22 protein-coding genes and 5 pseudogenes are annotated in these 26,498 nt (G+C 59.0%); 11 read left to right on the plus strand and 16 right to left on the minus strand.

The features are described from left to right. Both NKJ78_RS29380 and NKJ78_RS29385 read left to right on the plus strand, forming a co-directional pair. The coding region (locus tag NKJ78_RS29380; RefSeq protein WP_352562768.1) for a beta strand repeat-containing protein at window positions 1-2,814 on the plus strand (2,814 nt) is incomplete at its 5' end. 26 nt (window positions 2,815-2,840) lie between these two features. After that, the gene (locus NKJ78_RS29385) at window positions 2,841-3,209 is read left to right on the plus strand and encodes a hypothetical protein (protein WP_023673611.1); all 369 of its coding nucleotides are present in this window, start codon (window positions 2,841-2,843) and stop codon (window positions 3,207-3,209) included. Window positions 3,210-3,718: 509 nt separating this feature from the next. Here the strand turns inward: NKJ78_RS29385 and NKJ78_RS29390 are convergent. Then, on the minus strand, window positions 3,719-4,150 hold the full coding sequence (locus NKJ78_RS29390; RefSeq protein WP_023673610.1) for a L,D-transpeptidase: 432 nt from the start codon (window positions 4,148-4,150) through the stop codon (window positions 3,719-3,721). Between the two features lie 243 nt (window positions 4,151-4,393). Next, a pseudogene (locus NKJ78_RS29395) lies at window positions 4,394-4,608 on the minus strand (ParB N-terminal domain-containing protein); the annotation flags it as partial. A 178-nt stretch (window positions 4,609-4,786) separates the two neighbouring features. Here NKJ78_RS29395 and NKJ78_RS29400 point away from each other — a divergent pair. Then, on the plus strand, window positions 4,787-4,939 hold the full coding sequence (locus tag NKJ78_RS29400; protein ID WP_023673608.1) for a twin-arginine translocase TatA/TatE family subunit: 153 nt from the start codon (window positions 4,787-4,789) through the stop codon (window positions 4,937-4,939). A 180-nt stretch (window positions 4,940-5,119) separates the two neighbouring features. On the opposite strand, the gene NKJ78_RS29405 is transcribed toward NKJ78_RS29400, so the two are convergent. Together NKJ78_RS29405 and NKJ78_RS30865 are read right to left on the minus strand one after the other, a co-directional pair. Continuing rightward, entirely contained in the window at window positions 5,120-5,341 is a 222-nt protein-coding gene (locus tag NKJ78_RS29405; RefSeq protein ID WP_023673607.1) for a hypothetical protein, read from the minus strand. A gap of 187 nt (window positions 5,342-5,528) precedes the next feature. Then, window positions 5,529-5,750, minus strand: a pseudogene (locus NKJ78_RS30865) (CatB-related O-acetyltransferase); the annotation flags it as partial. Between the two features lie 346 nt (window positions 5,751-6,096). On the opposite strand from NKJ78_RS30865, the gene NKJ78_RS29415 reads away from it, so the two are divergent. Continuing rightward, window positions 6,097-6,459: a glycosyl hydrolase 108 family protein gene (locus tag NKJ78_RS29415; protein ID WP_245263832.1), complete on the plus strand. Its 363-nt coding sequence runs from the start codon at window positions 6,097-6,099 to the stop codon at window positions 6,457-6,459. Here the strand turns inward: NKJ78_RS29415 and NKJ78_RS29420 are convergent. The 6 genes from NKJ78_RS29420 to NKJ78_RS29445 form a co-directional block, all read right to left on the minus strand. Beyond that, window positions 6,414-7,475 (minus strand): ABC transporter ATP-binding protein, encoded by a 1,062-nt coding sequence (locus tag NKJ78_RS29420; RefSeq protein ID WP_023706701.1) that lies wholly within the window; start codon window positions 7,473-7,475, stop codon window positions 6,414-6,416. The genes NKJ78_RS29415 and NKJ78_RS29420 overlap by 46 nt on opposite strands. Next, a complete protein-coding gene (locus NKJ78_RS29425; protein ID WP_031202992.1) occupies window positions 7,468-9,138 on the minus strand; it encodes an ABC transporter permease in 1,671 nt (556 codons plus the stop codon). The genes NKJ78_RS29420 and NKJ78_RS29425 overlap by 8 nt, the downstream gene beginning before the upstream one ends. Window positions 9,139-9,258: 120 nt before the next feature. After that, window positions 9,259-10,362 (minus strand): ABC transporter substrate-binding protein, encoded by a 1,104-nt coding sequence (locus tag NKJ78_RS29430; RefSeq protein WP_023682862.1) that lies wholly within the window; start codon window positions 10,360-10,362, stop codon window positions 9,259-9,261. Between the two features lie 213 nt (window positions 10,363-10,575). After that, a complete protein-coding gene (locus NKJ78_RS29435; protein ID WP_023706699.1) occupies window positions 10,576-11,679 on the minus strand; it encodes an ABC transporter substrate-binding protein in 1,104 nt (367 codons plus the stop codon). Continuing rightward, the gene (locus NKJ78_RS29440; RefSeq protein WP_023706698.1) at window positions 11,676-13,082 is read right to left on the minus strand and encodes a sensor histidine kinase; all 1,407 of its coding nucleotides are present in this window, start codon (window positions 13,080-13,082) and stop codon (window positions 11,676-11,678) included. The genes NKJ78_RS29435 and NKJ78_RS29440 overlap by 4 nt, the downstream gene beginning before the upstream one ends. Next, window positions 13,069-13,743, minus strand: coding sequence for a response regulator transcription factor (locus NKJ78_RS29445; RefSeq protein WP_023673600.1), 675 nt, complete (start codon window positions 13,741-13,743; stop codon window positions 13,069-13,071). The genes NKJ78_RS29440 and NKJ78_RS29445 overlap by 14 nt, the downstream gene beginning before the upstream one ends. 569 nt (window positions 13,744-14,312) lie before the next feature. On the opposite strand from NKJ78_RS29445, the gene NKJ78_RS29450 reads away from it, so the two are divergent. Together NKJ78_RS29450 and NKJ78_RS29455 are read left to right on the plus strand one after the other, a co-directional pair. Then, window positions 14,313-14,759: a hypothetical protein gene (locus NKJ78_RS29450; protein ID WP_023706697.1), complete on the plus strand. Its 447-nt coding sequence runs from the start codon at window positions 14,313-14,315 to the stop codon at window positions 14,757-14,759. Continuing rightward, window positions 14,756-15,028 (plus strand): hypothetical protein, encoded by a 273-nt coding sequence (locus tag NKJ78_RS29455; RefSeq protein WP_023672590.1) that lies wholly within the window; start codon window positions 14,756-14,758, stop codon window positions 15,026-15,028. Before NKJ78_RS29450 ends, NKJ78_RS29455 begins: the two co-directional genes overlap by 4 nt. A 110-nt stretch (window positions 15,029-15,138) precedes the next feature. Here NKJ78_RS29455 and NKJ78_RS29460 read toward each other — a convergent pair whose 3' ends face one another. Both NKJ78_RS29460 and NKJ78_RS29465 read right to left on the minus strand, forming a co-directional pair. After that, window positions 15,139-15,831, minus strand: coding sequence for a tetratricopeptide repeat protein (locus tag NKJ78_RS29460; RefSeq protein ID WP_023706696.1), 693 nt, complete (start codon window positions 15,829-15,831; stop codon window positions 15,139-15,141). A 179-nt stretch (window positions 15,832-16,010) separates the two neighbouring features. Continuing rightward, the gene (locus NKJ78_RS29465; RefSeq protein ID WP_023672588.1) at window positions 16,011-16,745 is read right to left on the minus strand and encodes an IclR family transcriptional regulator; all 735 of its coding nucleotides are present in this window, start codon (window positions 16,743-16,745) and stop codon (window positions 16,011-16,013) included. 632 nt (window positions 16,746-17,377) lie between these two features. On the opposite strand from NKJ78_RS29465, the gene NKJ78_RS29470 reads away from it, so the two are divergent. From NKJ78_RS29470 to NKJ78_RS29490, 5 genes and pseudogenes are all read left to right on the plus strand, one after another. After that, window positions 17,378-17,752 carry a hypothetical protein gene (locus NKJ78_RS29470; RefSeq protein ID WP_352460947.1) on the plus strand — a complete coding sequence of 125 codons (375 nt, stop codon included), beginning with the start codon at window positions 17,378-17,380 and terminating at the stop codon, window positions 17,750-17,752. 13 nt (window positions 17,753-17,765) lie between these two features. Next, complete coding sequence (locus NKJ78_RS29475; protein WP_352460949.1) at window positions 17,766-18,209, plus strand: universal stress protein; 444 nt, start codon at window positions 17,766-17,768, stop codon at window positions 18,207-18,209. A gap of 703 nt (window positions 18,210-18,912) precedes the next feature. Further along, window positions 18,913-20,037, plus strand: a complete 1,125-nt coding sequence (locus tag NKJ78_RS29480; RefSeq protein ID WP_023807925.1) for a DUF2333 family protein — start codon at window positions 18,913-18,915, stop codon at window positions 20,035-20,037. Between the two features lie 228 nt (window positions 20,038-20,265). Then, window positions 20,266-20,523: pseudogene (locus NKJ78_RS29485) on the plus strand (CDP-diacylglycerol diphosphatase); the annotation flags it as partial. 108 nt (window positions 20,524-20,631) lie between these two features. Next, window positions 20,632-21,480 carry an undecaprenyl-diphosphate phosphatase gene (locus tag NKJ78_RS29490; protein ID WP_023706691.1) on the plus strand — a complete coding sequence of 283 codons (849 nt, stop codon included), beginning with the start codon at window positions 20,632-20,634 and terminating at the stop codon, window positions 21,478-21,480. A 23-nt stretch (window positions 21,481-21,503) separates the two neighbouring features. Here NKJ78_RS29490 and tnpC read toward each other — a convergent pair. The 4 genes and pseudogenes from tnpC to NKJ78_RS29510 form a co-directional block, all read right to left on the minus strand. Beyond that, a pseudogene (tnpC, locus tag NKJ78_RS29495) lies at window positions 21,504-22,375 on the minus strand (IS66 family transposase); the annotation flags it as partial. Between the two features lie 135 nt (window positions 22,376-22,510). Further along, window positions 22,511-22,818: pseudogene (gene tnpB, locus NKJ78_RS29500) on the minus strand (IS66 family insertion sequence element accessory protein TnpB). 729 nt (window positions 22,819-23,547) lie between these two features. Continuing rightward, entirely contained in the window at window positions 23,548-24,555 is a 1,008-nt protein-coding gene (locus NKJ78_RS29505; RefSeq protein ID WP_023706688.1) for an AI-2E family transporter, read from the minus strand. A 284-nt stretch (window positions 24,556-24,839) separates the two neighbouring features. Beyond that, window positions 24,840-26,150 carry a hemolysin family protein gene (locus tag NKJ78_RS29510; RefSeq protein WP_023807118.1) on the minus strand — a complete coding sequence of 437 codons (1,311 nt, stop codon included), beginning with the start codon at window positions 26,148-26,150 and terminating at the stop codon, window positions 24,840-24,842. Window positions 26,151-26,498 lie beyond the last annotated feature (348 nt).

Raw genomic sequence — 26,498 nt, forward strand, 5'->3', positions numbered from 1 at the left:
ACCGACACTGACGGCGACAGCGCACCGGCCGGCAACCTGGTCATCAACATCATCGACGACGTGCCGACGGCGCATGCCGATACCGGCAATGTCAACGAGGGCGCTTTGCTCACCGTATTGGCGGCGGCAGGCGTGCTCGTCAATGACGTCGCCGGCGCCGACGGGGCCACGATCGATGGCGTACGGGCGGCGGGCGGCAACACCACGACAGCAGTATCAGGTGGCGTCAACACCGACATTGTGGGCCTGCACGGCACGCTTCACCTCAACGTCGACGGCTCCTACACCTACCAGTCGACGGCTCACAGCATTAACGCGAACACCACGGACGTGTTCGTCTACACAATCAAGGACGGCGACGGCGACTTCTCGACGACGACATTGACCATCAACCTGACGGACGTCAACGATGCACCGGTTGTTGCCAGCACCCAGAACTGGATGTCGAGCGACCCGGGGCAGCAGACCCTTGGCACGCCGACTTATCCCAATGGATATCCGCTGCTGGTCTCGATCCCGACGGATGCGGATGGCGACAACCTGATCGTCACCGCAACAGGGACGATCCCGACTGGGGTGTTCTACTACAACGGCGTGACCTATGTCGCCCTGACAACCGGCACCGTGCTCTACAATCCGTCCGGTGGCATCAACCTGCTGGGTAACCTGGTCTACACACCAACCGCCACGGTAACCGATACTGTCAACACCAACCTTACGCTGAATGTCTTCGATGGCACCGCCACGACTGTCCAGACTGTCGGCATCCACGAAGTGCCCCCGACCAGTCTGCCCAGCGACACTGCTCAGGTGGGCAATGGCAGCAGCCCTCTTACCTCGGGAAATGATCAGGTCACGACCCTGGCCCTGTCACAAGCCACGGTAAATGCTATAATCGCCGATCCTCATAGCGCGACTCTAGTAGTCTATACCGACTTTCAAGAGTCGCCCTTCGTAACGCCGATACCTGTAGCGGAGCGAAATCCCGGCGTGTTCGGAGACAGCAGTGCGGGATCGCATCGCGAACAGGAAGTCCAGGTCGAGATAGTCATAGGCACCAACCATTTCGCAGTTGTCGAAGACGATCTGACCGCCGGAACATTCGAACAGAGCTGGTTCTACGATCCGGCCACCGGCCTGATGAAGGCAACTGTCGACTACGACCATATCTTCCTTCTGGACGGCAGCGGCAACGCCACCTCCACGACGCTTGCCAGCTATTTGATCGCACACCCACCTACAGCCGGCGACTCATGGACGCTGTCTTACTTCGACAATAGTGGTGGCAATTACCAGGCGCGCTCGGTCAGCTTCTCCTTCTTCTCGCATGATCCGGGCGATCCCGGCATCACGGTGAATGGCGACGCCACATTGGCCGACCAGATCTATGGTACGTCCGGTGTCGATCATCTGTCCGGTGGCGGTGGAAACGACATCATTATCGGACGGGGCGGCAACGATTTCCTGACGGGCGGCGCCGGCGCCGACACCTTCCTGATCGGGACTGGGGATTCGACACCCGTTATAGGCGGAACCGGCAATGCCGGGACGATCACCGGCTATGACATCATCACTGACTTCGTCGCCGGGACCGACAAGTTGGCCCTGCCAGGGACTCTGGTGGCCGCCACCGCCGGCCTTGTCGACGGAGCAGGAGACTCCGTATTGACGATCGGCGGAGATACAGTGGAATCTCATTCGGTCACCAACGGCATCGCCAGTTTCTTCGGAACAGATGCCGGCGGCTCGCCGTTGGCTATCACCTCAACCGCAGCTCTCGCGGCGGCTGTCCAATATCTCATGGGCACAGACATCGGAAACGCCGGGGCGACGCTCGCATTCACGGCAACCATCTCGGGCGTAAATCATACGTTCGTCTATACCCAGACAACCACCAATGCCGGCGTAGGAGCACTGGTCGATCTCCAGAACGTCACGGTAGCGAACCTGAACACCCTGATCGGCGGATCGGTCGATCCGATTATCCTGGATCTGAACCATGATGGCTTCGCCTTCTCCGACGTCAGCCATGGCGTCCAGTTTGACATCAATGGTGACGGAACCAAAGACCAAATTGCCTGGAACACCTCGAACGACGGCATGCTGGCGATCGACCTCAACCATAACGGCAAGATCGATGATGGCACCGAGCTGTTTACGCCGAGTTTCGGCGGCGGCCATTTCGCCAGCGGCGCGGCGGCACTTGCATCGCTCGACAGCAATCATGACGGCGTCATCGATCAATACGACGATGCCTTCAGCAGCCTGCTGATCTGGAAGGACGCCAACGCCAACGGCATCAGTGACTCTGGGGAATTGTCACACCTTGCTGATAACGGTATTATTTCGATCAGCACGACAACGACCTCCGCTGTCGGCGAAATCGATGGGCAGGCCGTGGCAAGCAACGGCACCTTCCAGATGGCCGACGGCACGACCGGCAACTATATCGAGGTCGAACTCAACACCTCACTTGTTGCGCCCGTGGAAACGTCCGTTGCCTCCGATGGCACAAGGACCTTCACCATCGGCTCGCTCGAGGTAGCCGACCTGATCGCAGACTTCCACGATGGCGACCAGCTTGATCTTTCCTCGTTGCTCAAAGGCTTGGCTGGCGTCACCGATCTCGTAGGCGGCGGCTTCGTGGAGATCGCGCAGTCCTCGGCCAATGCCGAGGTCAAGGTCGATACCGACGGCGGCGGCGACAACTATCATACGGTCGCCGTGCTGGAGAACTACACATTCCACAGCGCCGCCGATGCGGTCAAAATACTCTACGATGACAGGCACGGCACCAAGACGGACGTGGTCTAAGGGGCGAAAGGGACGGGGTGAGGAGCATGAACAGAGTTTTGCGAGTGGCTTTCGGAGCCGGGCTGCTGTCGATATGCGCGACAGGACTTCAGGCCGCCGACATTATCGAAGGGCCGGTGGCCGACTATTGCCGGACCGTCGGCACGTCGAATTTGGTGTTGAACGACAACATCGTCGATCTCAAGACCGAGGTGGTGAAGCTGATGGACGAGTCGGTGGCCGTCGCCAACAGCTCGGAATGGATCAATTCGTCCCGCCCCGCCTTCATCTGGGCGTCGGAAGCCAAGGTCGCCTGCGGCATGGCCTATGGTTATCTCAAGACGAACTACAAGGACGAAGACACCCTCAACAAGTGCGAGTGCTTCCACGACCGCATGGTCGAGTACATGAACTGACCGGAAGGGATCAAGTCGCGCCGACAGGCTGACGATGACAGCCGACGGGAGATTGTCGAGAGCGATTGCTGGAGCGATCGTACTGGCCATTTCTGCCCCTGAAGCCCGTGTCAATTGGCTGGAACGACCTGCCCTTGAGCCACACGCTTTATCCGGGTCAACGCGGCCGGTTCGCTGTCATGCAGTTCGGGAACTTTTCGCACGGGCAATTGTTCGAAAACGGATGACTACTAGCTGATCTTGGCCCACCGCAACCGGTGGATTCCAACGCCGTCGGCTTAGTCCGGACGCCTGACCCAACCCATTCGTGCCCCGACTGCGGGTAAGCCGTCGAGCGGATTGAGCGCGCCTGGTGCGCGGAAGCCGCAATATGGCCGACGAACTGCAGCACGCATCATCAACGGCCCCGGCGTGATCTCCGTGAAGTCGTTGACCATCTCGCCGGGCGAGAGCCAGCCAAAGGCGGGCACGGCCGCTTGCCGTGGGTGTCTTTTCGTCGGCGCCGAGCCTCAGTCGGTGACGACGATCCGCGTGTTGCCGAAGCCAACTTCCCGCACCATTGAATAGAAGGTCGCGGCATTGGCGGTGTGCAAGCGGACACAGCCATGCGACGCCGGGCGTCCAAGGTATCTCACCGCGCCGGTGCCATGAATGGCATAGCCGCCACGGAAGAATACCGAATAAGGCATAGGCGACATGTCGTATTTGCGCGAATACCACATCCGCGCTGTCCGTTGCGGCCGATAGGCGCCGCGCGGGGTGATGTAACCCTTGCGGGCGGTGGATACGCTCCATCGGTAAAGCACTTGACCATAGCGGCTGACAGTCATGGTCTGCGAAGATACATCAATGGTGGCGACCAGGCCCGCGGCCTTGCCTTCGACAGACGTGCCGAACAGCATCGCAGCAAGTGCTACCGCCATGAGAACAACTCTGTTCATGAGATCACCCTTTTATGCCCTTTGCCTGACTGCCATCGCGCGGTTTCTTCATCTTTAGCGGCAGGTGAGTGGCGTAACACACAGTCTTTGACGAAATCGCCAATCTAAAGCAGCGGATTTGAACGATTTCCCGTCATAGCTGCCGCGACGACACGCACAATCGATGTAGGCGGCAGGCTTGCACAACCACCCCGTCCACTGCTCAAATCGTCGGATGAACGAACAACACCTGAAGCTGGTTACCTCGCGCGTGATATTCTCATCGAGGCTGATTTCGTGCGGATCGTTCACGGTGTCGATGACACAGCGGATCGGTTCGGTCATCTTGATCTGCTTGCGTTTTTACGCGAAGCAACTGCTCGACCCTGCGGCCTTCGCCAGATGCTGACTAAATGGAAGCCGGTTTCCGCACTTTCGCCGTCAAGCTCCGGCTTCACCACAAGGTTTTGCAGGGGTTGACGGGCGTTCCACATGGCCCGAAATATGAACGGCAATCGCGCGGCCTCATGGTGGAATGGCCCATACGAGCGGTTTGATGACCGGGCTTGGCGGTGTCGATCGAGGCGTTCAACCGGATCGGTCGCAAAACCGCGGAGAGATTGTCGCTACCGGCGATGTGCGCGAGAGTCCGAACCGATGTTCGGATTTGGCATCACCCACCTGGTGGTCATCTTTGTGGTGGCGCTGGTTGTTTTCGGGCCAGAGGAGCTTCCAAAAGTCATGCGATCGCCAGGGGCGATGATGAAGACATTCAATCGGATCGCTGGTGATTTCGGAAGTTTACAGTGACGATGCGGATGCCCTCAGCCTGGTCCGAGCGCTCCATCCTGCAATCATCTTCGCGCCTACGCCGCGGTGGTATAATTCCTTGTCGCCGTAGGCGATGTACCCGACCAAATCCTTTCGGCCGCCCAGCAATACCTAATTTTGCTCCACAACCCATTTGATGTAGGGGCTTGGGCCTGATGATTATCTGGTCCTGCTGTTTTGCCGGTCGCGGTAATTATCGAATGACCAGAGAAAATATTGGTCAACCGCTATGGCGACGAACAGGAAAATAGCCAGCGCGGCAATGCCTGAGAGCCAGTATCCGGCACCCAATCTGTAGGCAGATAGGCCGGTCGCCGCTGCAGCCAGCCCCGCGAAATAGGCATCATACTGGTAGAGCAATTTCAGCGTAAAATTTCTCATCGATCGTTTCTACACCAATCCCTTGTTCCCAGGAAGGTTCAGGCGTGACGACATCGCATCGCGCCGATGGCCCAGATCGCTAGACCTTCCGGCTCGACACCGACTTGGTTCTGGTCGCGTGCTTAGCAATGAAAGTCTCGATCGGACCGGTGAGAATAGCTGCCTCGCTCTTGATCTTATCTTCTTCCCATAGCCACCACTTTATTTCCAGCAACTGTGCAATGACATCAGTAGGGAACCGACTGCGGATGACTCGTGCACGATTGCCGGCGACTATTGAATACGGCTCGACAGACTTGGTGACCACGGAGCCGGCACCCACAACGGCGCCATCGCCAACGGTCACGCCTGGCAATATGATGGCGCCGTGGCCAATCCAAACATCGTTGCCAATCGTAATGCCTCCAGGCTTTCCGGCGTTGGGTATCGGCTCAGGCTGCTTCAGGAGGCGGCTATAAATCGGGAATGAAGTGGCACTCTTTGTCTGGTGTTGACCAGTACACATGAAGAGGACTTGGCCAGCAACTGAGCAGAAGCTCCCCACGTCTAGGGGAGATTCATTAGTTGGGAAAAGCACCTTCCGCCAAGTGACGCCATAGGTGTGGCGGCCGACAGAAACATGCTCGGGCAATTTCGCACGTGCGTCCCGAATCCACTTCGAAATAGCCGACATTCTTCGATCCGCCTCTGCCGAATGGCATAGCCGGAAAACACGCATCAACACAACCCAAGAGGAATTGTAATGGCAGTTTCCCGTGAGAAGGAATCGCTTGCCAAGGTGCTCGCGCACGAAGGCGACTATTCAAAACAATAAGAATGATCCTGGTGGCCCAACATTGAAGGGCGTCACCCAGCGCGTCTATGACGCTTGCTGGGTCGGCAAGGGCCATACAAAGCGCTCGGTCAAAAGCGTCACGACCGACGAGCTGAACGAGATTTACGACCGGCTCGTTGCCGCGAACGGCTTCTTCTTCCCGGCGGAATTTTTGTGGTCGCCGTTCGCGGTAGCGGGTGGTCGAACTTCAATGCCCGCATCAAATTACTTGGTCGTGCCCAGCGTTCGGCTCCCGCGTTACGCCGCGAAAACCATCAGGTCCTCGACGGGGAATTCAACGTAGTACTGGCCGGACGGAAGGGCATCGCGGGAATAAGTCCGGACCGTCAGGTCATTGCCTTCGAAAATCACCTCGTGCCGGTCGCCGAGGAAAAGGCTCTCGACGCAGGTCATGGCAATACGCCCCGGGCCGTCCTTCCCGGACCACGTCACCCGCTCAAGCCGGACGAGTGCGGTGACTTTGGTGCCGACGGTCAGCTCCTCCTGAGCACTGCCCACGAGATGGATGCCGTTCGCGACAATTTCCGCACGGTTGCCCTTGATGGCGGCGACCACGCCGTCAAGGCGATTGCTGGCGCCCATAAACTCTGCTGCAAACAGACTCTTCGGCCTGTTGTAGATTTGTTTGGGCGTTCCGTCCTGTTCGATCTGGCCGCCATTGAGCAGCAGGATGCGGTCGGCGAGCGCCATCGCTTCGACCTGGTCATGGGTGACGCACAGTGCCGATAGGCCGAGATTGGTGATGAGGCGACGCAACCAGATCCGCGCTTCCTCGCGCAGCTTGGCGTCCAAATTGGACAGCGGCTCGTCGAGCAAGATCACGTTCGGCTCGTAGACCAGCGCGCGGGCCAACGCGACGCGCTGTTGCTGCCCGCCGGAGAGCTGGTGCGGATAGCGCTCACCTAGTTTGCCGAGGCCTATGCTGTCCAAAGCCTTCTGGACGCGGCTGGCAAGATCCGCCCGAGACACTTTGCGCAGCTTCAGCGGATAACCCACATTCTCCGACACCGTCCGGTGCGGCCACAGCGCATAGGACTGGAATACTAGCCCGAGACCGCGCGTTTCCGGCGCCAGATTGATGTTCTGCTCCGCGTCGAAAAGCGGCCTGTCACCGAGCAGTATCTTGCCGCGGTTGGGTGTTTCCAGACCGGCGACCGCTCGCAAGAGCGTCGTCTTGCCGGACCCGGAGGCGCCGAGCAAGGCGACAATCTGGCCTGGTTCGACCGAGAAGGACACACCTTTCAGGATCTCGAGGGTGCCGTAACTGAGGCGCAGGCCGTCTATGATGATGTCAGTCATTGAGGCGGACTCCAAAGCGCATCGCTACGGCGAGACCGGTCACGATGATGACGGTGTTGATGACGGCGAGAGCGGAGACCAGATCGATCGCGCCGGTGCCCCACAGGGAAACCATGAGCGAGCCGATCACTTCGGTTCCCGGCCCGAGCAGATAAACGCCGGTCGAATATTCACGCGCGAAGATCAGGAAGATCAGCAGCCAGGCCGAGAACATCCCGCCACGGATGAGCGGCAGCGTGATGTCCCTGGCGACCCGGCCTTCGCTGGCGCCAACTGACCGGCCGGCTTCCTCGAGTTCCTTGCCGATCTGCAGGAGCGTTCCGGAAATCAGTCGCATGCCATAGGCGAACCAGACAATGGTATAGGCAAGCCACACCGAGATCATCGTGGCACGCAGGGGCGCGATCGGCTTGAAGAACAGAAAGATCCACAGCATGGCGAGGCCAGCCACAATACCCGGCATCGCCCGCGGTATCATGGCCACGTAGTCGACGACTTTGGTCAGGGGTGCGTTCGAGCGGTGACCGGCGAGTGCCACGGCGGTATAGGCCGCGATCGAAGCCGCACCGCCGATGACCGCAACACCGACCGTGTTGACGATGGCGCTGACGACATTCGGATAGTCAGCGAGATCGCGATAGTGATCTAACGTCAGCACCTCGAAGATGTTCACCCCGACGCCCCAGCTTGTCACCAGCGAGCGAATTGCGACGCCGCCCACCGGTATGATCACCGTGGCCGCGAACCATGCCACTACGAGCGCGAAGGCCGGCCAGCGAAGCGCGCCCAGCCGAATGGGGTTGTGCCGGCTGCCCTTGCCCTTGACAGACACATAGCGGCTGGCATTGCGCAGCATGTAGCGCTGCAGCACCACCAGCGGAAGCGCGATCATGATGATCGCCACCACCACTACGGCCATCAACTGGTAGGAAGGAACCCCGAGCTTGTTGGTGAGCTTGTAGAGATAGGTGGCGAGAACCAACACCCCTTCCGGATCGCCAAGCACCAGTGGCAGGCCGAAAAGTTCGAAACCAAGGAAGAACACTAGAACCGCCGCATAAAGCACCACCGGCATCACCATGGGCAGCGACACGCTGGCGGCGACGCGCCAGGGGCCGGCGCCGACGATGCGTGCCGCCTCTTCCAGGTCGGCGCCGACATTGCGCAGCGCCGCCGACGCATAGAGATAGACATGCGGGACATGGGTGAGCCCGGCGATAATCGCGATCGATGTCACCGAATAGACATTCCAAGGCACGTAGCCAATCACCGACTTGACCGCCAGCGAGACGAAGCCGACTGGTCCCAACGTCATCACATAGCCGAAGGCCAGCACTACCGCCGACATGAACACCGGGATGAGGATGATCGGCTCCAGCCAGCGCTTGCCCGGCACGTCGGTACGCACGATGATGAACGCCAGCAGGATTCCCACCGGAACGGCGATCAATGTCATCCCCACCGCGAGCTTGAGCGAAGTCGTCAGCGCCAGCCAGAAATCCGCATCTGCAAGGATGAAGCTATAAGCCTTCAGCGACAGATGCGCGGTCTTCTGGAAGAACGGGCCGGACAGAAAACTCTGGTAGATGATCAGCGTTACCGGCGCCAACACCACCAGGATGGCGAGGAGATTGGTGCTGACACGAAAGACGCGGAAGGGCATGATCGCCTCGAACAAAGCCGGGGGCCGTCCGCTAGCAAGAGCGCAAGCGCGCCGTTCCGATGGTTCTTAACAGCAAGAAAGGCGGAAGAGCCGATTGTGGCGGCACTCCCGATCAGGCGATTACTCGCCCTTCATGGCTTTCTGCCACTCGTTGAGGAACGCCAGCCGTGTCGTCTCGTCCAGGCCTTCGAGCAGTTTGTCGTCGAGCGCGATCGGATGAACATTTTCGCCGGCAGCGGCCTTTATGGACGCCAGCGTGGTTGCCCCCTCAACGTCATCACGAACGGCATAGAGCTTGATGTCGTTGGCGATCAGCTTCTGCGCGCGCGCCGACAGCAGATAGTCGACGAACAACTTCGCCGCATTGGGATCCTTGGCTTCCGCTGGAATGACCGTGGCGCGGGTGGTCACTAAAACATAATCCTTGGGGATTATCACACCAAGGTTCTCGTCCTTGGCCTGTTTGGCGAGGCCATACGAGCCGAAGATGCCGTAGGCGATGGAATGTTCGCCAGACGTGACCTTCTCAATCATCGAGCCGGCGGAGCTGTAGAGCTTGATATGGGCCTTGCCAAAAGCCTTGTTGAGCGCCCAGGAATCGGTCCAGGTCTTGGCGTCCTGGTTGTAGAAATAGAAGCCGACCCCGGACTTTTCCGGATCGTAGGACGCGATCTTGCCGTCGTAATCGGCGGTCTTGCCGGTCATCAGCTTGAGCAGATCGGCGTGGCTTGCGGGAACATCGCCTTCAGGCACGAGACGCTTGTTGTAGACGAAAGTCACCGGGTCGGCTGTGGCACCATAGATCATGCCCTTGTACGACGCCCAGGCCGGAACGTGAGCCGCCTCGACGGATTTGTACTCCTGCGCATAACCGTCTGCGGCAAGTTTGATCTGCAGATCCGGAGCCGAAGACCAGGCGACATCCGCCGTGCCTTGGCCCGAAGCGGTTTCGGCAATGACGCGATTGTAGAGTTCGGTCGAATTGAGGTCGGAATATTCTACGGCAATCCCGGGGAACGCTGCTTCGAAATCCTTGAGCAAGGGCTGGACCAGCGCCGCATCGGTCGTCGAATAGATGCTGAGGTGTCCTTCCGCGGTGGCGGCGGCCACCAGATCCTTGTAGTTGTCCGGATACCCGGCGGGAATTTCGGCAGCGGGGGCAAGCGTCGCGAAAGCGGCTGACAGCGAAAGCACGGCCGTCATCGTCGCAAGACGATTTTTCATTGAGGTCTCCTCCAAGTTCGCCTAAATCGTACCTCCTCCAGGCACAAAAGGCGAGTATCATCCTGACCTGTCACCAACCTGTCACGGCAATGTAGAGGTTTGCTCAGCCGACTTGGGCCCGATGGGTCGTGCTCAGTTTCTCGACGACAGCCGGATCGGCCACATCGACATATCGCTGAGATTGTTGAAATTTTGGAGCGGCATCCTGCGGGGTCACGGTCGCTGGCCCTGGGCACCGATCATCGACTTGCTCCAATCTTCGATGAAGCGGCGGCGCAGCGCCTCGTCCTGTACGGCAAGTAACGCAGGGCCGATGCGAATGGCGCGCGCGATACCAGACTCGCCAAGTGTTTCCGGGCCGTCCGCTCCGTCAGGCAATTGCCCATTCTCGGCGAAGAAAAAGGAACTTTCCCTCGCGACTTTCTGTCCCCGGGCTGACAGAAGGTAGTCGAGAAATCGTTTGGCAAGGGCCATACTCGGTGCCGTCTTCGGAATGAGCGCGCCACGACTGAGTATCAGCGCATAGTCCCGCGGGACAACGACCCTTAAGTCGGAATTGTCCCTGGCCGCCGCATAGGCGTATGACCCGATCATATTGTAGCCAATATACAGGGTCCCGTTTGCAACGTCCTGAAGGGTCTCCGCGGTGCAACAACGAACCACGGTTTCCGCTCGGCTCATGCTTTCCAGAAGCCGACCGTAGACCGCGGTCGTCTGCCGCGCATCACTGAACGCCAATAGGTAGCCGATGCCCGAAAGCCGGATGTCGAACGTTCCGACCCGCCCACGATAAAAATCGATCCGCCGCCTAAGAAGATCGGCGAGTTCGATGTGGGTGCGCGGTACGTCGCCGGACGGCACGAGGCGGGCGTTGTAGACGAAGACGGCCGGTTCGTAGGTAAAGCCGAATACTTCGTCGCGCCAGTTTGCCCAGTCGGCGACATGCGCGGTTTCCGCCGACACGTGCGGCGCCGCGCAGCCGTCATTGGCGAGCTTCACGAGTTGGTCGACCGACGGCGACAACAAGATGTCGCCCAGCACCGCGCCCGTCCGACAGGCTTCGCTGGCACTATTTTGCAAGTCGTTGGTGACATATTCAACATAGTCGACTGCAACGTTGGGGAAAACGGACTGAAAGTCCCGGATCAGGGGTTCCATCGCCACCAGATCGGTCGCGGCGTGGATCGACAGTCGATCCTTCTCCGGCTGTGGCGAAGGGAAAAATGCGCTGCTTCCTTCAGCAGCTCTTGCCGCCTGATCGACGCACAAAAGGATTGCAGCCAGTAAAGTGAATGCCCGCAATGCTCTCGCTATCATCCTGCCTTCTCTCTGGCGATGGGCAACGTCAAGGTGACGGTGAACCCTTGCGTGCGCTTCCCGCCATCCTCGCTTTTCTCGCGAAAGGTCAGCGCGCCACCGTGAGCCGCCGCCACCTCCGACGCGATGGCGAAACCCAGACCTGCGCTGCCGTCGTGAGATTTGGACGTTTCGAAGCGCTGCGTGACTCGCTCCCACTCGCTCGGCGGAATGCCCTGTCCGTCATCCTCGACCTCGACATGGGCAAGCGTACCGTCGCTGCGTACCCTGACCTCAAGGCGCGACATCACTCCGTGGCGCAGGGCATTGTCGATGATATTGACGATCGCTTCACGCAGGCTGACGGCGTCCGCAAGCACGACAGGTTCATCGTCAGGCGCCTCGAAGGAGACGATGATGTCCGGATCGATAGTTATCGGAACCGCCGCACGGAAAGCGCGCCGTGCGACGTCTGCCAGGTGGTGCGGCTGAAGCTGCACGGAATCGGCACGATGGATGACCATGGCGTGGCTGAGCAACTGGTTGGTCAGGCGCGCAAGTTCGCCGGCGCGCTGCTGTACGCGATCGAGATGCTGGCGGCTCGACTTGTCCAGCTTGGCTTGACTCAACAGATCGAGCTGCGCGGTAAGTGCCGTCAGCGGCGTTCTGATCTGGTGCGCCGCGTCGGCGATGAAGCGCTGCAGGAGTTTCACGCGCTCGTCGAGCCGACTCATGAAATAATTGATGGAAGTAACGAAAGGCCGCAATTCTCGCGGGACGACGACTGTCACGGGCATAAGGTCTTGTGGATCACGACGGCGAAGCGTCGCTCCCAGATGCTTGACCGGTTGCAGAGAATAGCGAATGGCCACCATCGCCCCAGCCAATGCCAATATGCTCATGATTACCAGGAGGACGGTCGCTCTGAGCGTCAACTCCCCCGCGAGCGCACTGCGCGCTTCCGTGGTCTGCCCAACGATGACATGCGCCCAACCGGATACGGCGGGATCGGATAGAGCGCGAGCCACCACCGCTATGCGGACCGGTTCGCCGCGATAACGCGCCGATTCCAATACCGGGACATCGTGTATTGCTGCCAGATCAACTTCTGTTTGCAGATCGGCATAACCTGTTAGCGTCGCGCCGGAAGGATCGATCACGCGATAGAAGATGCGGTCGCGGCTGGCGAGGCCCAGGAGCTCAAAAGCCGATACCGGCAAGTTGACGATGAGTGAACCGGATTCAACCGTAAGGCTGTCCGCCATCTGGATCGCCGCACCTAGCAGAAGCCGGTCATAGGCGTCATCGGCGGCGGTTCGCGCGTAGTACCACGCCGCACTCACCAGAAGAGCCGCGCCCAGGCCCAGCACCAGCGAGATGCGGACCGCCAGGCGCGTGAAAAGGGAAGGCTCAGCCGGTATCATCGGAAGCCAGCTGATATCCCATGCCCCGCACGGTGACGATCTGCGCCTTGGCGCCTTCCAGCTTCTTGCGCAGCCGGCCGACATAAAGTTCGATCGCGTTCTGATTGACCGGCTCGTCAAACCCAAAAAGCTGATCGATAAGTTCATCCTTGCTGAAGACGCGACCTGGCCGCGACGCCAGTATCTCAAGCAACGTCATTTCGCGTCGTTTCAATTGCACCTCGCGCCTGCCTACCCGGACCGAGCGGCTGGCGCGGTCGAGCACGACATCGCCGCACTGAACGATGTTGGTCGCCTCGCCGCTTTTCCGCCGCAGCAGAACACGGGCGCGCGCTTCCAATTCGCGGAAATCGAACGGTTTGACCAGATAGTCGTCGGCGCCGATATCGAGCGCGCCAACGCGGTCCTCTATCTCCGAACGGGCCGTCAACATCAGAACTGGGGTCGTCTTTCTTGCCTGCCGGAGCCTTCGAACGATTTCGAACCCGTCGAGGCCGGGCAACATGACATCGAGTATGACGAGATCGTAGCTGGTGAAACCGAGGATTTCTGCGGCAGCACGACCGTCCGTCTCCCAATCGACCGCATGGCCGATCGTTTCGAAGCGGCGGCTGATTGCCTCGCCAACGTCGTGCGTGTCTTCGACGAGGAGAATTCGCATGACGGAGCATTTGCACGGAAGCAGTAGCCTATCAAGCGTCGCGCTCGACAGCACCTGCGGATATCAGCTGTTCAGCTTCCAATCATCCGAACGACTGGCTGCGCCATGCCGTCTGCCTTCATTTTGATCTGCGCATACACTGTCGGCCGACGAGGGCGCATCAGGCGAGACAGGATGCCCGGATTGTCGTGACGACAAAATGCAAGCTACGATGTCGACTGTCGTTCTCGCAAAGACACGGTGAACTTTTCGCCTGCATCTTGTTGTCGTTGGCGTCGTCATTTTCATCTTTTGCCTGGTTGCTTGGCAGCGCCCTCCGTTTATCCTCGCAAACGCGGCAGTCTTGGTGGCGATTGTGCCGTTGGTCATGTGTGACGCGGCGGTTTGTTGACTGCGTTGCGCCCTTCCGGATAGCCTTTGGAACAGCTTGGCCTAGCAAATGGCTGGGTCTCGCCTGAATTGAAGAAAAACTCGCCAATTTGTCCAAGGTGTTAGTGCAGCATTGCCTTACCTTATCGCCGCTTGGAGTGTGATCGGCAATCGTGGTACCGCAACGCCGGGAGGCGACGATGCGTGTCATTTTCCGATGTGATCCGATGTTGATCGAGCATTTGCCACGCCCGATCCTCGCGCGCGGTGCTCTACCGGATTGGCTGCGCGCAATGCCCGCCACTGCCTATTCGGCGATCCACGGCCGCGACATTCGCACGCTCAAGCAGTGCCCGCCCGTTATCGATGCGATGACCTATGGCTTCATGATCCTCCTGCCGTGCGACGTCGTCGTCGACAAAGGGACCTTTTCCTGGGACTGGCAGATTCCAGACCCGGTCACTGAGAACCACCCCCGAGCGCCTTTGAGCTTCCACACGCCGGGGCAGCTCGCCGGCAGCCCGTTTGCCACTCCCGGTCAAGCCGCTATCAAATTCAACAGCTTCTGGACCATACAGATCGAGACGGCTGGTCGCTCTTCGCGACGCATCCGGTCAATCGCGAGGATCTTCCCTTCAGGCTGGTGACTGGCCTGGTGGATTCCGACCGGTTCAGCGATGGGGGCATCAATTTCCCGGCGATCTGGACGGAGCCCGGATTCTCTGGCGTGCTCAGGAAAGGGACTCCAGTCGCGCAGTGCTTTGCGGTTCCGCGGGCCGCGCCGCAGCTCGAATACGAAGTGTTCGACGAAAAGCGACAGGCATCCTATGCGCAGACGGTCGCCGATGTCCTGTCAACGCCCGGCGTCTACCGCAAGCGGTTTCGCGCCAGGCGGGGACGCTCCGCCAGCGAGTGAGCGACGCAGCGCTTTCTCATCAAGCCACAGCCGGCCCCTTGGCGCCGACGTCAGCGCCATGGCGATGACGCTGAAGGTGGATGAGCTGAGACCATAGGCTAATGAATACGCTACCATGGCCTCGTCGAGGTCGCCGGTTTCCTGCAGGACGACACCCAGATTGACAGCCGCTTCCGGGGCGCCGGGCTCATCTCAAGCACGCGTCGATAGGCCTGTGCAGCGCTGCCGAACTTGCGCATGTCCTGACGTACCAGCCCGAGGTCGAACCAGGCCGACGGATGCCCGCCGCCAGCGACTGCGCGTTCGAGCAGACCTTCCGCCTCGACAGCCGCTCGGCGCTGCCATGCAAGGCGCCCGAGGCGCGCCGCTGCCTCCCCGGATTTCGGATCCCGTTGCAAGACAAGTGTCCAGGACGCGCTCGCCGCAGGGGCATCGCCTGCTTGATCGAAGGTGCGTGCCCGTTCGACGAGCATTTCCGCCTGAGATGACAGTCTTGCCGCGCGGTCCAGGAACTGAAACGCCGCTTCAAACCTGCCTTCGGCCCGGGCAATCCGGCATGCCAGTATCAAGGCGGGCGCATTGTCGGGTCGAGTGGCAAGGCTTGCTTCGATGTGCGCACGAGCCTCCGGCAGATCTGCCTTGGCGAACAATACAGCCGCCAGAAGATGGCAAAGCGCCGGGTCGCCTGGGTGCTGCTTCAGGCCCAATTCGCACACATCGATCGCTTGGCGATGATTGCCGGAATTGAACGCGGCCAAAGCGCGGCGGATCAGATCGTCACTATCGTTTTGATTGGTGCGCATTATGCTTGGACGCTCACTGGCAGTCATGTCCGCAAGGGGCCGATGTCGATTCCAGTCATGTTTGGCGGGACCACTTGCCACAGAGCAGAGAGTAACCGACTTGGAGCCTCGCTTGCCACCAATCCGCCCCAACTGCTACTCCCCTTCCCTTAAGCAGACACGTGCTGGTCACGACCATTCTATGAGCGCGCTTGTGCATATTGTTTGCTCGCAAGGGATATCGATAGACGTTCGCCAAAACCCAGCAAAAGCGGTCTGATGCTGACCAACTTTTCCGGCGTAAATCTGGTCAGCGGCCCAGAAACAGCCAGCGCTCCGATCAAGCCCTCGCTGCCTGAAAAAACCGGTACGGCCATCGCAGCTGTTTCGGAATCTCCCTTCCCGAGCGATATAAACGGAATCTTCGCCATAAGAGCTGTTCGCGTCCTAGGCTTAGCGGTACTGAATCGTGCAAGCACTTGGCCAGCTGCGTGACCGTCAAGCGAAAGCACATCACCCTCTCGGATTTGATCACGGATCAAATGACGACAGTCTGCGCGAAATAGGCAAATTCCGTCATTTCCCTCCTTTCGAAAAAACGATGCGCTTTCACCCGCCTGTTCGACAAGGCTCAAAAGGAGAGGCCGAACGAATGCCTCTATCTTAAAACGACGACGGTAGAATGAGGCCAATATCATCGGCGTAGGGCCGACAGCAAAGCGCTTGTCCGCCATGCGAACAATGTAGCCACTGCGGACAAGGGATTCCGTTAACCGAAGGATCGTGCTTTTGTATAGGCCCGTTCTAGAAGATATCTCAGCCAGGCTTAAACCCTCGTCATGCTCTGTGAAGCACCCGAGGATCGAAAGCGCGCGATCGACAGCTTCAACCCCTCCCGCTCTTGTGTCAGCTTGCTCCACCGCCTGATGGTTCACGCGTTTGGTTCCTTTGAACGCCAAAGCTCAGTTGCGAATGTCGGGTCCTGATCACGTCCCCACGTGCTCAGCTTTGGAGTACCTCGCTCGCGAAAAGCAAAGTGCCATTTCATCATTCAGCATATTATCCTGTCGGTAACTGAAAATCCTACACGATCGTGGAAAAAGAGGACCTACTGCATCTTTAAATGTCGCGTCCTGTCGGACATGATGTGGGGGACACAATACTGGCGCGTCGGGTGCTCCAAGTTGTGTCGCAGCCTCCCAGCATCCAAGTTGGCCGGTATCCTGATTTAGCAGGATGGTCGCGGAACGTTGTTTCCCCGGCGCGGATCGTGAACCGCTGGGTTGCGGCCACATCATCGGCTACCGCTACTGTTCAAACAATGCTTGCGAGCGGCACTGCGCTCATGGCAACAAGCAGGCCAATCGTCATTTGCCATCTCTGTTCCTGGATGCCTGCCATTATAGCCACAGTCGTTCAGGACGGAATCGGCGCGGCGCAAGATCGCCTTGGATAGGCAGTAACAACCCTCGGTCGTCTGAGTTTTTGTAGGCTGAAATGGCTGGCTTGAGTGTGACACGCATTGGGCCAATGGTCGGCGGCGGTCGAAATAACGGGGTGAGGTCTGATGAGCAAAATTGCCTTACTTCCTCTGGCGACGTATCCGGAAGCGAATTCCACCAAAATCGCATCAAACGCAATCGCGGTGGTCAAGCACGTTGGTGCCGCACTTCATGCATTGACGATCAATGTCGATATTCCGGGTATTTCCAATCCGGTTTCGCGATACTTGATCGATCTTCCCGAAATGATCCGGGAGACAGAAGCGACCAGCCGCAAGCATGGGCTCGATTTGCTGGAGGCATTGAAAGCTGAAGCGGCACGCGTCGGATCGCTCCTCACAACCGAAGGAGATTGCTGTTCAGCCAGCATCTATCGGCGATGTTGCGGCAACTCAGTCACGCTATTTCGATTTTGCTTTGATTGGGTTGGAGCCAAATAACCAGACTGCGCGCATGACCGTTAATGCGGTCCTGTTTGGTTCGGGTCGCCCAACCATAATTCTGCCGGAAGACGCAAACGTTGGTGCGATCGATCATGTCATCATCGCTTGGGATGGTAGCCGCGTTGCGGCCCGGGCCGTTGCCGATGCGCACGCGTTTCTGCAATGTGCCTCAAAGATAACGGTACTGACAGTGACAGACGAAAAGTCGCTGCGCGATATTGGCGAACGCCTCGCCCTGAGCCTGAGAAAGCGTGGCTTTCCCGCTGAGGGGATCTCAATCGACCTCGAAGATCGCCCCATTGGCGTTACGCTTCAGGCGCGCGCTGTCAGCATGGGCGCCGATCTGCTTGTTATGGGTGCATACGGCCATTCCCGGATGAGAGATTTTGTCGTGGGTGGAGCAACCAAAAGCGTTCTTGGCGATCTGCGCCTGCCTGTCCTTTTGTCGCACTAGAAATCTGCCCGAGAGTTATCGGCGGCGGGTTGGCTACTACGATTGTGCCAGCGGCGCACTGTATCAGGTTCTAAACTAGCCCAAGACGAAACTGCCGGATTGCTCGTGAGTTGCCGATTGTTTTGCCTTCGATATCGAACTCGACCTGAACCGGGAGCATAGCCGTTCGCGGCACCTACGATTGATTCCTGCCCCTGCCAGAGGCCGACAATGACGGTCCGCCTTTGGTGCCCATCACGTCCGCGCCTGCAACCACTTGAGGCCGAACTCGCACAGAGCCAGAAGTCTGGGGCTGAGCGAACACTAGATGATATTGGCAGTCTCAAACGTCAAGACGGGCATCTCGCAGAGGCACACTGCTTGCATTTGGCGAACGTCTATCGATATCAGAACGAAGTAAACTGGCACGAAGGCGCGCTCATAAAAAGCGCCGAAATTGCCTGTCGTGTGCGAATGGCTAGGCGAGGTATGGTGTGTGCCGATAACCATGCGGTTTGAAAACCGGGACGGATGGTCTATGCAGCGCGTCGTTCTGCAAACCACATATTTGAAGGACAAGGTGGCGTTTCGCACGCGCCTTTACGGCTTGACTGACTAGAACGAAATGAGCCGTCATTTCGTTCTAACCTATTGTTTTGGCGCATGATGTTATCCAAAAAGTCTGCAACTTTTTGGCATCATGCTGAAGGGGTGAACGAGAGCCATGCTTGATCCGATCGTGAATTTCTTCACCCGCATCTTCCAGTGGATCGGCCGCGGCATCGGCCTCGCCATCGGCGTGATCCTTTGGCCGTTCCTGTGGGCCGGGCGCTGGTACACACAGCGCGGCTGGATCCTGAAGGCTGTGGTCGGCCTCGCGCTTCTGGTTCTGATCGGCCTCTACGCCAATTTCTTCTACGCCACCCAGTGGTGGAACAAATTCGATCCCAACTACGTCGACAAATACACCTTCGAGAACCGCAACATTTCCGCCGGCGAACAGGTCGCGGCCGGCGCTGGCACCGAAACCGCCAAGACCTGCGGCAATTCAGGTATCGCCCAGGTCGCGGCCGACCTCACCGATTTCAACGTCAACCAGAATGCCTGGATCTCGTCGATGATCCTCTACAAACTCGGCCTGTTCGGCATCGACTGGGACCACACGCCGTTCATGGACAACAAGGCCTCGTTCCAGCGGGGCATCAACCAGGCGGTGCGGCGCACCTCCACCGAGCTTGCCGACAATCTCGGCCGCGTGCGCACCACATCGCAGATCGACACCGACCTACAGGATGCGCGCGGCAATCTGCAGTTCGATGAGGAAACCTGGTATTTCGGCCTCAACCCGTTCGGACCCAAGACGCCGACGCCGAGCTATTATCGCGGCGCGGTTCGCAAATTGCGCTCCTTCAATGCTCGGCTGGCCACCTGCCAGGCGACGTTCGATGCCCGCGCCGACAATCTGAAACAGTATATCGACCGCATCTCCTCCGACATCGGCTCAACCTCGGCGATCCTCAAGGAACGCGCCGAGAACCACAACAATGGCTGGTTCGACTTCCGCGCCGATGACCGCTTCTGGTTCTCCTATGGTCAGCTCTATGCCTATTACGGGCTGATGAAGGGCGCCCAGGCCGATTTCGAGGACGTGATCAAGGAAAAGCACCTGCAGAACCTGTGGGACACCATGGATGCGCAGTTCGTCTCGGCGCTGCGCATCCGGCCCTTAATCATCGCCAACGGCCGCGAGGACGGCTGGCTGCTGCCGAATCACCTAACGACAATTGGCTTCTACATGTTGCGCGTGCGCTCAAACATGATCGAGATTAGCAACGTTATTGCGCAGTAACTCGCTGCCACCGACCCAGTTTTGTGAACGGTGAAATTCGCCCAGAACCGAATTTTCAGCACGCCTCCTGGGTGGGTGTCTTGACGAGTAATGGCCTTCATCCGGGAAACTGGTTGTGCTCGCAGGCCTGACCAAGTCCGCACCATCGCTACACGGATCGACCTTGCCTTTGCGGAACAGGAGGCGGTCGTGAGGTCCGGCTAAACTGCCGGGCCGAAGACCGAAGGCCCATGGCAGCTGTTCCCCCTGGCGCTGATGGGAAAACGCTACTGGATCAAGGCGGTCGATCGGCCGGATTTGGCAGCCACCAACGTGGCCGGCATTGTTGCTGCCGGGTTGCCGCAGGCTCGGCGCGCCATGCATCGGGTAAATATCGTCGTTGTTGGGGCCGAACTGGCCCATGCCAGGCCAGGGTTTTACATTCTGGCCAACTGGGAGCACTCCGCCGCCGAGCGCCTTTTAGATCACGACTGCACTTCGCGATGAGCGCCACGAGGTATTTGGAGAGGCCAATGGCCGCACCTGATACCGTCACCCCTTGAAAGCTGGTATCGACGTTATTTTGGGGAACCAAGATTCCGGGATTACGGACCTATGATCACTTATTTCCAGGCGATCGTTTTGGGGCTTTTGCAGGGTTTCGCCGAACTCTTTCCGATTTCGAGCTTGGGACACACCGTTCTGATCCCTGCCCTGCTTGGCTGGCCCGTCGACCGATCGAGCGATGCATTTGTCGCCTTTTTGGTGCTGACGCACCTGGCGACGGCTCTCGTGTTGCTGGGCTTTTTCTGGCGCGATTGGCTAGGCATCATCGGTGGTGTTCTCCGCTCCCTCAAACAACACGAGATCCGCGCCGATGACACCTATGCCAAGCTGGGATGGCTTCTCATCGTCAGCACCATTCCGGCCGGACTCCTTGGGCTTCTGTTCGAAGAGCGACTGAAGCAGCTCTTTGCAGCCGCGACACTCGTCGCGGCTGTGCTCGTACTGAATGGCGCAATGCTCTATGTCGTCGAAGTGTTGCGTTCGCGCGGCGCGACTGAAGGTGCCCACGATGACGGGAAGCTTGCTGCCCTTTCATGGATCCAAGCCGTCATCATCGGCATCACGCAATGTTTCGCATTGATACCGGGATTTTCTCGCACCGGACTGACCATGAGCGGTGGGCTCGCCTGTGGGCTTTCTCACGAGAACGCCGTCCGCTATTCATTCCTGCTGGCCACCCCAATCATCCTGGCGGCTGCCGTGCTCAAGGTCCCCGATCTTTTCACAAATGGCGGCGCAGGATTGGGTCAGGCGGTTGTTGGCGCCTGGTGTGCTGGCGGAACCGCATTTCTTTCGATTCGCTTTCTGCTCAAATACTTTGAAACGGACACGCTCAAGCCATTCGCGTACTATTGCATCGGCGCTGGAGCCGCAGCCTTGCTCTATCTGGCGCTTTAAGCTTTCTTGGGGTCGCTCCGAAACCATGCGAACGCGAACAGCGCAAGATGTTCGCCACGGCGGTCGCGCGAATAGTGGAACAGCGCGGCGGGCGTATCGGCGCCGCCGAAGGGCCGGTCGTCGCGGACATAGACTCACAGCCTGCCGATATCGGTCTTGCCCTTGGCGAGGACCGGCACGTTGTGTCGTCGCCGTGCAATCGGTCGGCGGCGAGAACATGAGCCTCGATCCGGCGATAGAGGGGCATGAGCGCGAAAGTGGCCGCGCCAACTTGGTCGGCGAGCGTCGACAGGCTCAGTGGCACGCCCTCGCGAGCGAAACGTTCAGCCTGGCGGGTTAAGCGTTGATGCTGGCCGTACTTGTCGAACAGCAGCATGGCGAGCAAGCCAGGACCTGCCCAGCCACGCGGCACGACATGGAACGGCGCACGCGGCTGGGTGATCGTCACAGTTCCGGCACGAGAACTTCTCGCGCACCGTCTGGATGACCTTCCACTGACGCGGGATCACCTCCAGTGTCTCGGTCACGTCCTCGCCGAGCTTCGAAAGCCGCGTCCCGCCGCAAGTCGGACACGAACATGGCGCGGGGGATGACGATGCGCTCACGTGTCAGATGCTCGGGAAACGGCTTCTTCACTGGCCGTTTGCGCTCGAAGCTCGAAGGCGGTGACACTGGTCGTCCTGGTCGCCGCCGCTTCGGCGGCAAGGTCAACTTCGCTGGCTGTGGCCTCGAGTTCCTCGAGTTGCAATTCAAGTTGGTCCAGGAGCCGGCGGCTGCGCTCGGCGCTGGGGCCATACTGCTCGCGCCTGAGCTTGGCGATCTGCAGCTTGAGGTGCCCGATCAGAGCTTCCCTGGCCGACGCCTTAGCCCTCGCGGCGGCAAGTTCGGCGCCCATCGAAACAACCAGGGCCTTAAGCGCTTCGACATCGTCCGGCAGGGGCTAAATGGCGGCTTCCCTGACCGAAATGAATCAGCACACTGTCTCTCGGTGCAACCGAAAAATGCCGCTTTGGCTGAGGAAATCCGTGTCCTATCCCGCGCTCACCGGACGCCAGCTGTACTGCGGGTTGCGCCAGTCAATCCCGTCGAGCAAACACGCCAGCTGAGCGCTCGTCAGCGACACTGCACCGTCTTTCACCTGGGGCCAAATGAAGCGGCCCTTCTCGAGCCGCTTGGCATAAAGCGACATACCGATCCCGTCATGCCAGATGTCTTTACCAGCGATCCGGCGCGTCCGCGGAAAACGTAGAGATCACCACCGTGGGGATCGCGCTTCAGGTGCTGCTGCACCAGCAAAGCCAGGCCCTGCATGCCCTTCCTCATATCGGTGTGACCCATCGACAGCCACACCCGCGCGCCCGGCGGGATCACCGCAGTGCCTTTACCACTGCCGTAACCAGCGTGGGCGTCGCTCCCGCGAAGATGCTCACCCGGCCGCCCTTTACCACCTCCACGACAATAGCCGGCCGGTGCTCCAGTGGATGGCCGACGTCGTCATCGACAACCACCGCCTCTGTAAGGCACGGGTCCGGGACGTGCTCGCACAGCTTGCGCGCCACGTGTAGATCAGCGGCGTCGAAACGTCATGCCGCTGCGCCACCTGCGTCACACAGGTCTCGGCGAAAACGCCTCCTCCAAAATCTGGCGCCGTTCCGCCTCGTTCCACCGCCGCCGACGTTCGGGGCCTGTGAGCAACGTGATCTGACCCATCAACTGCTCCTAAGTGCGCTCATAAGAGCACGCTTAAGACCACTCGTTCATCACCCGAACAAGGCGCGACACGCCGGATGGATACTCAAAATGCACCCCACCGGTCAAAAGCGGAAACAAGCCGATCGACGACGACAACACCCTATGCCGCCAACGTCACAACATCGAGAACATGTTCGCCAAGCTGAAGGACTAGCGGCGCATCGCGCCCAATTTGACCGCTACGCACACACCGTCTTCTCGGCAATCTGCATCGCAGCCGCCGTCGCCTTCCGTCTTAATCAATGAGCCTGATGCTAGCTGGCCTGTTAACCATCGACGTGACCCGATTTCGTTCGATCGGGCATTGCTCCAATCCTAGATTAGCCCGCGCATCGTGAGTTCAGCCTTCAAATAGGCATAATAGATCGGCGCGGCGACAAGACCCGGCATACCGAACCAGGCCTCCATGAAAACCATCGCCAGAAGAAGCTCCCAGGCACGCGCGTTGATCCGCGTTCCAATAATCTTGGCGTTCACGAAGTATTCGAGCTTGTGAATGACGATGAGAAAGGTAAGCGAGCCGAGCGCTGCAAGGAAGGAGATGCTGAGGCTGACAACGACGATCACGGTGTTGGAGATCAGATTGCCGATGACCGGCAGAAGGCCGGCGACGAAAGTCAGCGCTATCATCGTCCTGATGAATGGCAGATCGATTCCGAAGGACGGCAAAACAGCGACGAGATAGATCGCCGTTAGAAATGTATTCAACGCCGAAATCCGAATTTGCGAGAACACGATGTTGCGAAAAGCCTTGCTCAGAATTTTGACACGATCCGCCAGCGCGATCGCCAGTGGGCCGGGCTCGCCCGATGGCGCCGCCGAGTTCACCGCGATCAAGCCGCCGATCACCATGCCGACGATAATGTGGACCACCAGGACGCCGACATCTCGCCCGACGAGTTGAAGCTGGCCGGCATGTTCGCGGAGCCACCGGGCCGCGAAGACTTCCAGTTCCTCGATATTCGACGGAAAATAGGCCATCGCCCAGGTCGGGAGATGGACACGCGCGGTATCGATGATCTCGGCCATCTTCTTGAGGAGCGTCACGACGTTCTCCGAACCGCCAGTCAATTGCGACACGCCGCTAAAGATAGCGGCGGCTATCAGGAGCGTGAAAATCAATGCCACCAAGGTCAACGCAAGGCTTTTCGTCAGGCTGTTGGAGACGCCGATTCGATGGAGCATCGGTGCGGCGAAATGAACGAGGTTGAACACGAGAAGGCCCGAAAGCAGTGCCGGAAGTAGGCCGAGCTCGAGAACGGCGACCAGCGCTATAATTGCGAGCAGGCACGACGCGACATAGAACCGTGAGAAAGGCAGCACTTTTCACCTGCTGAAGCAGCCAAGTCCTCTCCGGGTTTCCATTAGCTTTGATACCCGGTGATGCGCAAGCGAACACGCACCCAATACGTGTGTGAGGCTAGCCGCCTACATTTCTTGCCGGTTTGCAGCTAGATGGTTGTCGTTCATATTTTGATCCGTGCGGCACGGTCCATGGTCGAATTGGCATGTGCGCCTTCGAACCGCTCGTCTTCTGCCGACAAGGCGTGAATCAATCGTCGCGAACGGCAGCAAGAGACATGCGGCCATCCTGCGCGATCATTGATTTAATGCCGAGCGAGCCGGCGTCCGCTGGGTAATTTGCTGGCCATGACCTTGTCGATGCGTCTGCCGTCAAGATCGACGACTTCAAACCGCCAGCCGTCCGCTTCGACCGTTTCGCCTGTCGCCGGCAAATGGTGCATGTGCGACAGGATGAAACCGGCAACTGTTTCATAATCGCGATTTTCTGGGAGCTCGATGGCAAGGTGATCACACATCTCGTCAACGGGCATATACCCGGCAAGCAGCCATGACCCATCCTCGCGCTGCACGGCGGCCGTTTCTTCCTCGGCTTCCAGATCGGCACGGAACACGCCTGTGATCGCCTCAAGGATGTCGGCCGGCGTCACAATGCCCTCGAAATGACCGTACTCGTCGTGGACCAGGGCCACAGGCACCTGTGCTCCTTTCAGTGTTGTCAGCACATCAAGCGCGTCCGCCTGGTCGTGCACGATCGGCGCATTCTGCAGGTGACGCCTGAGATCGACCTTCTGCCCATTGAGCATGCCCGCCAGTACCTTGCGGATCTGCACGACGCCGATCATTGCATCGACCGTACCTTCGGCAATCGGCAGCAGAGAATGCTCCGTCTCGATGATCGCCTTGCGCACTCTCGTTTCTTCCCAGGTAATGTCGATCCAGTCCACATCGGTGCGTGGTGTCATAACGGCGCGCACCGCCCGGTCTCCCAGACGCATGACGCCCGCGATCATCCGGCGTTCGTCTGCCTCGATGGTCCCGTGATGCTCGGCTTCGGCAACCAACATTTTGATCTCCTCATCGGTGACTTTTTCCTGGGACTCGCCTTTCTGACCTAAGAGCCACAGCAAACCACGACCGGAGAAATCCAGTAAGAACACCAGCGGTGCGCCAATTTTCGCAACGATGGTCATCGCCGGAGCTACACGCATTGCTATGCCCTCCGGATTGCGAAGTGCAATCTGCTTGGGAACAAGTTCTCCCACGATCAGAGAGGCATAGGTGATGACTGCCACTACGATACCGACACCCAAGGCGTCTGCAATGTTGCCGGGCACGCCGCTAGCGGCCAAGACAAATGACAGGCGCTCGCCCAGCGTAGCGCCTGAGAAGGCCCCGGAAAGCACGCCCACCAATGTAATCCCTATTTGGACAGACGATAGGAATTTTCCGGGATCGGCACCAAGCGCCAGCGCACGATTGGCACCCTTCAGGCCTCGTTCGGCCATACCTTTGAGCCTAGCCGGTCGCGCCGAGACAACGGCTAGTTCCGACATTGCAAGCAGGCCGTTGATGCAGATCAGGACGACGACGGTCGCGAGTTCAATGTAAAGCATAGCGAACGTTTAGCATCTGGGAAGCGGGAACGAAAAGGTGCATTCGACCACTATGTTGCAGCGATCCGTAGCAAGGACCGACGGCAGATACACCAATGCGACTGCTTGAGCGGAAGGTCGGACAAGCTCGTACTACTGAACTTGGTGCGCTAAGCCTGGACGGACGGGACCGATCATAACGTTTAGGGTGAAAAGCAACCTTCCAAGGGCGGTACGCTCGATCAACGCGAGACTCGTGTTCGAAGATTCGCAAGGCAACAGGTTGGCCGAGATGCCGGTCCCGCGAACGATTTGCTGGCGTCAGCACCAGCATAGTGACCGATACGTCACACCCAGGGCGCGATCATG

This window comes from Mesorhizobium sp. M0037 (assembly GCF_040323635.1).
Taxonomy (GTDB): domain Bacteria; phylum Pseudomonadota; class Alphaproteobacteria; order Rhizobiales; family Rhizobiaceae; genus Mesorhizobium.

Coding starts and splice junctions, on each gene's coding strand:
- NKJ78_RS29450 (WP_023706697.1), top strand. CDS start 14,313: ATGCGTGTCATTTTCCGATGTGATCCGATGTTGATCGAGCATTTGCCA.
- NKJ78_RS29385 (WP_023673611.1), top strand. CDS start 2,841: ATGAACAGAGTTTTGCGAGTGGCTTTCGGAGCCGGGCTGCTGTCGATA.
- NKJ78_RS29435 (WP_023706699.1), bottom strand. CDS start 11,679: ATGATAGCGAGAGCATTGCGGGCATTCACTTTACTGGCTGCAATCCTT.
- NKJ78_RS29445 (WP_023673600.1), bottom strand. CDS start 13,743: ATGCGAATTCTCCTCGTCGAAGACACGCACGACGTTGGCGAGGCAATC.
- NKJ78_RS29400 (WP_023673608.1), top strand. CDS start 4,787: ATGTTCGGATTTGGCATCACCCACCTGGTGGTCATCTTTGTGGTGGCG.
- NKJ78_RS29475 (WP_352460949.1), top strand. CDS start 17,766: ATGACCGTTAATGCGGTCCTGTTTGGTTCGGGTCGCCCAACCATAATT.
- NKJ78_RS29405 (WP_023673607.1), bottom strand. CDS start 5,341: ATGAGAAATTTTACGCTGAAATTGCTCTACCAGTATGATGCCTATTTC.
- NKJ78_RS29440 (WP_023706698.1), bottom strand. CDS start 13,082: ATGATACCGGCTGAGCCTTCCCTTTTCACGCGCCTGGCGGTCCGCATC.
- NKJ78_RS29460 (WP_023706696.1), bottom strand. CDS start 15,831: ATGCGCACCAATCAAAACGATAGTGACGATCTGATCCGCCGCGCTTTG.
- NKJ78_RS29425 (WP_031202992.1), bottom strand. CDS start 9,138: ATGCCCTTCCGCGTCTTTCGTGTCAGCACCAATCTCCTCGCCATCCTG.
- NKJ78_RS29390 (WP_023673610.1), bottom strand. CDS start 4,150: ATGAACAGAGTTGTTCTCATGGCGGTAGCACTTGCTGCGATGCTGTTC.
- NKJ78_RS29470 (WP_352460947.1), top strand. CDS start 17,378: ATGAGCAAAATTGCCTTACTTCCTCTGGCGACGTATCCGGAAGCGAAT.
- NKJ78_RS29490 (WP_023706691.1), top strand. CDS start 20,632: ATGATCACTTATTTCCAGGCGATCGTTTTGGGGCTTTTGCAGGGTTTC.
- NKJ78_RS29420 (WP_023706701.1), bottom strand. CDS start 7,475: ATGACTGACATCATCATAGACGGCCTGCGCCTCAGTTACGGCACCCTC.
- NKJ78_RS29480 (WP_023807925.1), top strand. CDS start 18,913: ATGCTTGATCCGATCGTGAATTTCTTCACCCGCATCTTCCAGTGGATC.
- NKJ78_RS29510 (WP_023807118.1), bottom strand. CDS start 26,150: ATGCTTTACATTGAACTCGCGACCGTCGTCGTCCTGATCTGCATCAAC.
- NKJ78_RS29430 (WP_023682862.1), bottom strand. CDS start 10,362: ATGAAAAATCGTCTTGCGACGATGACGGCCGTGCTTTCGCTGTCAGCC.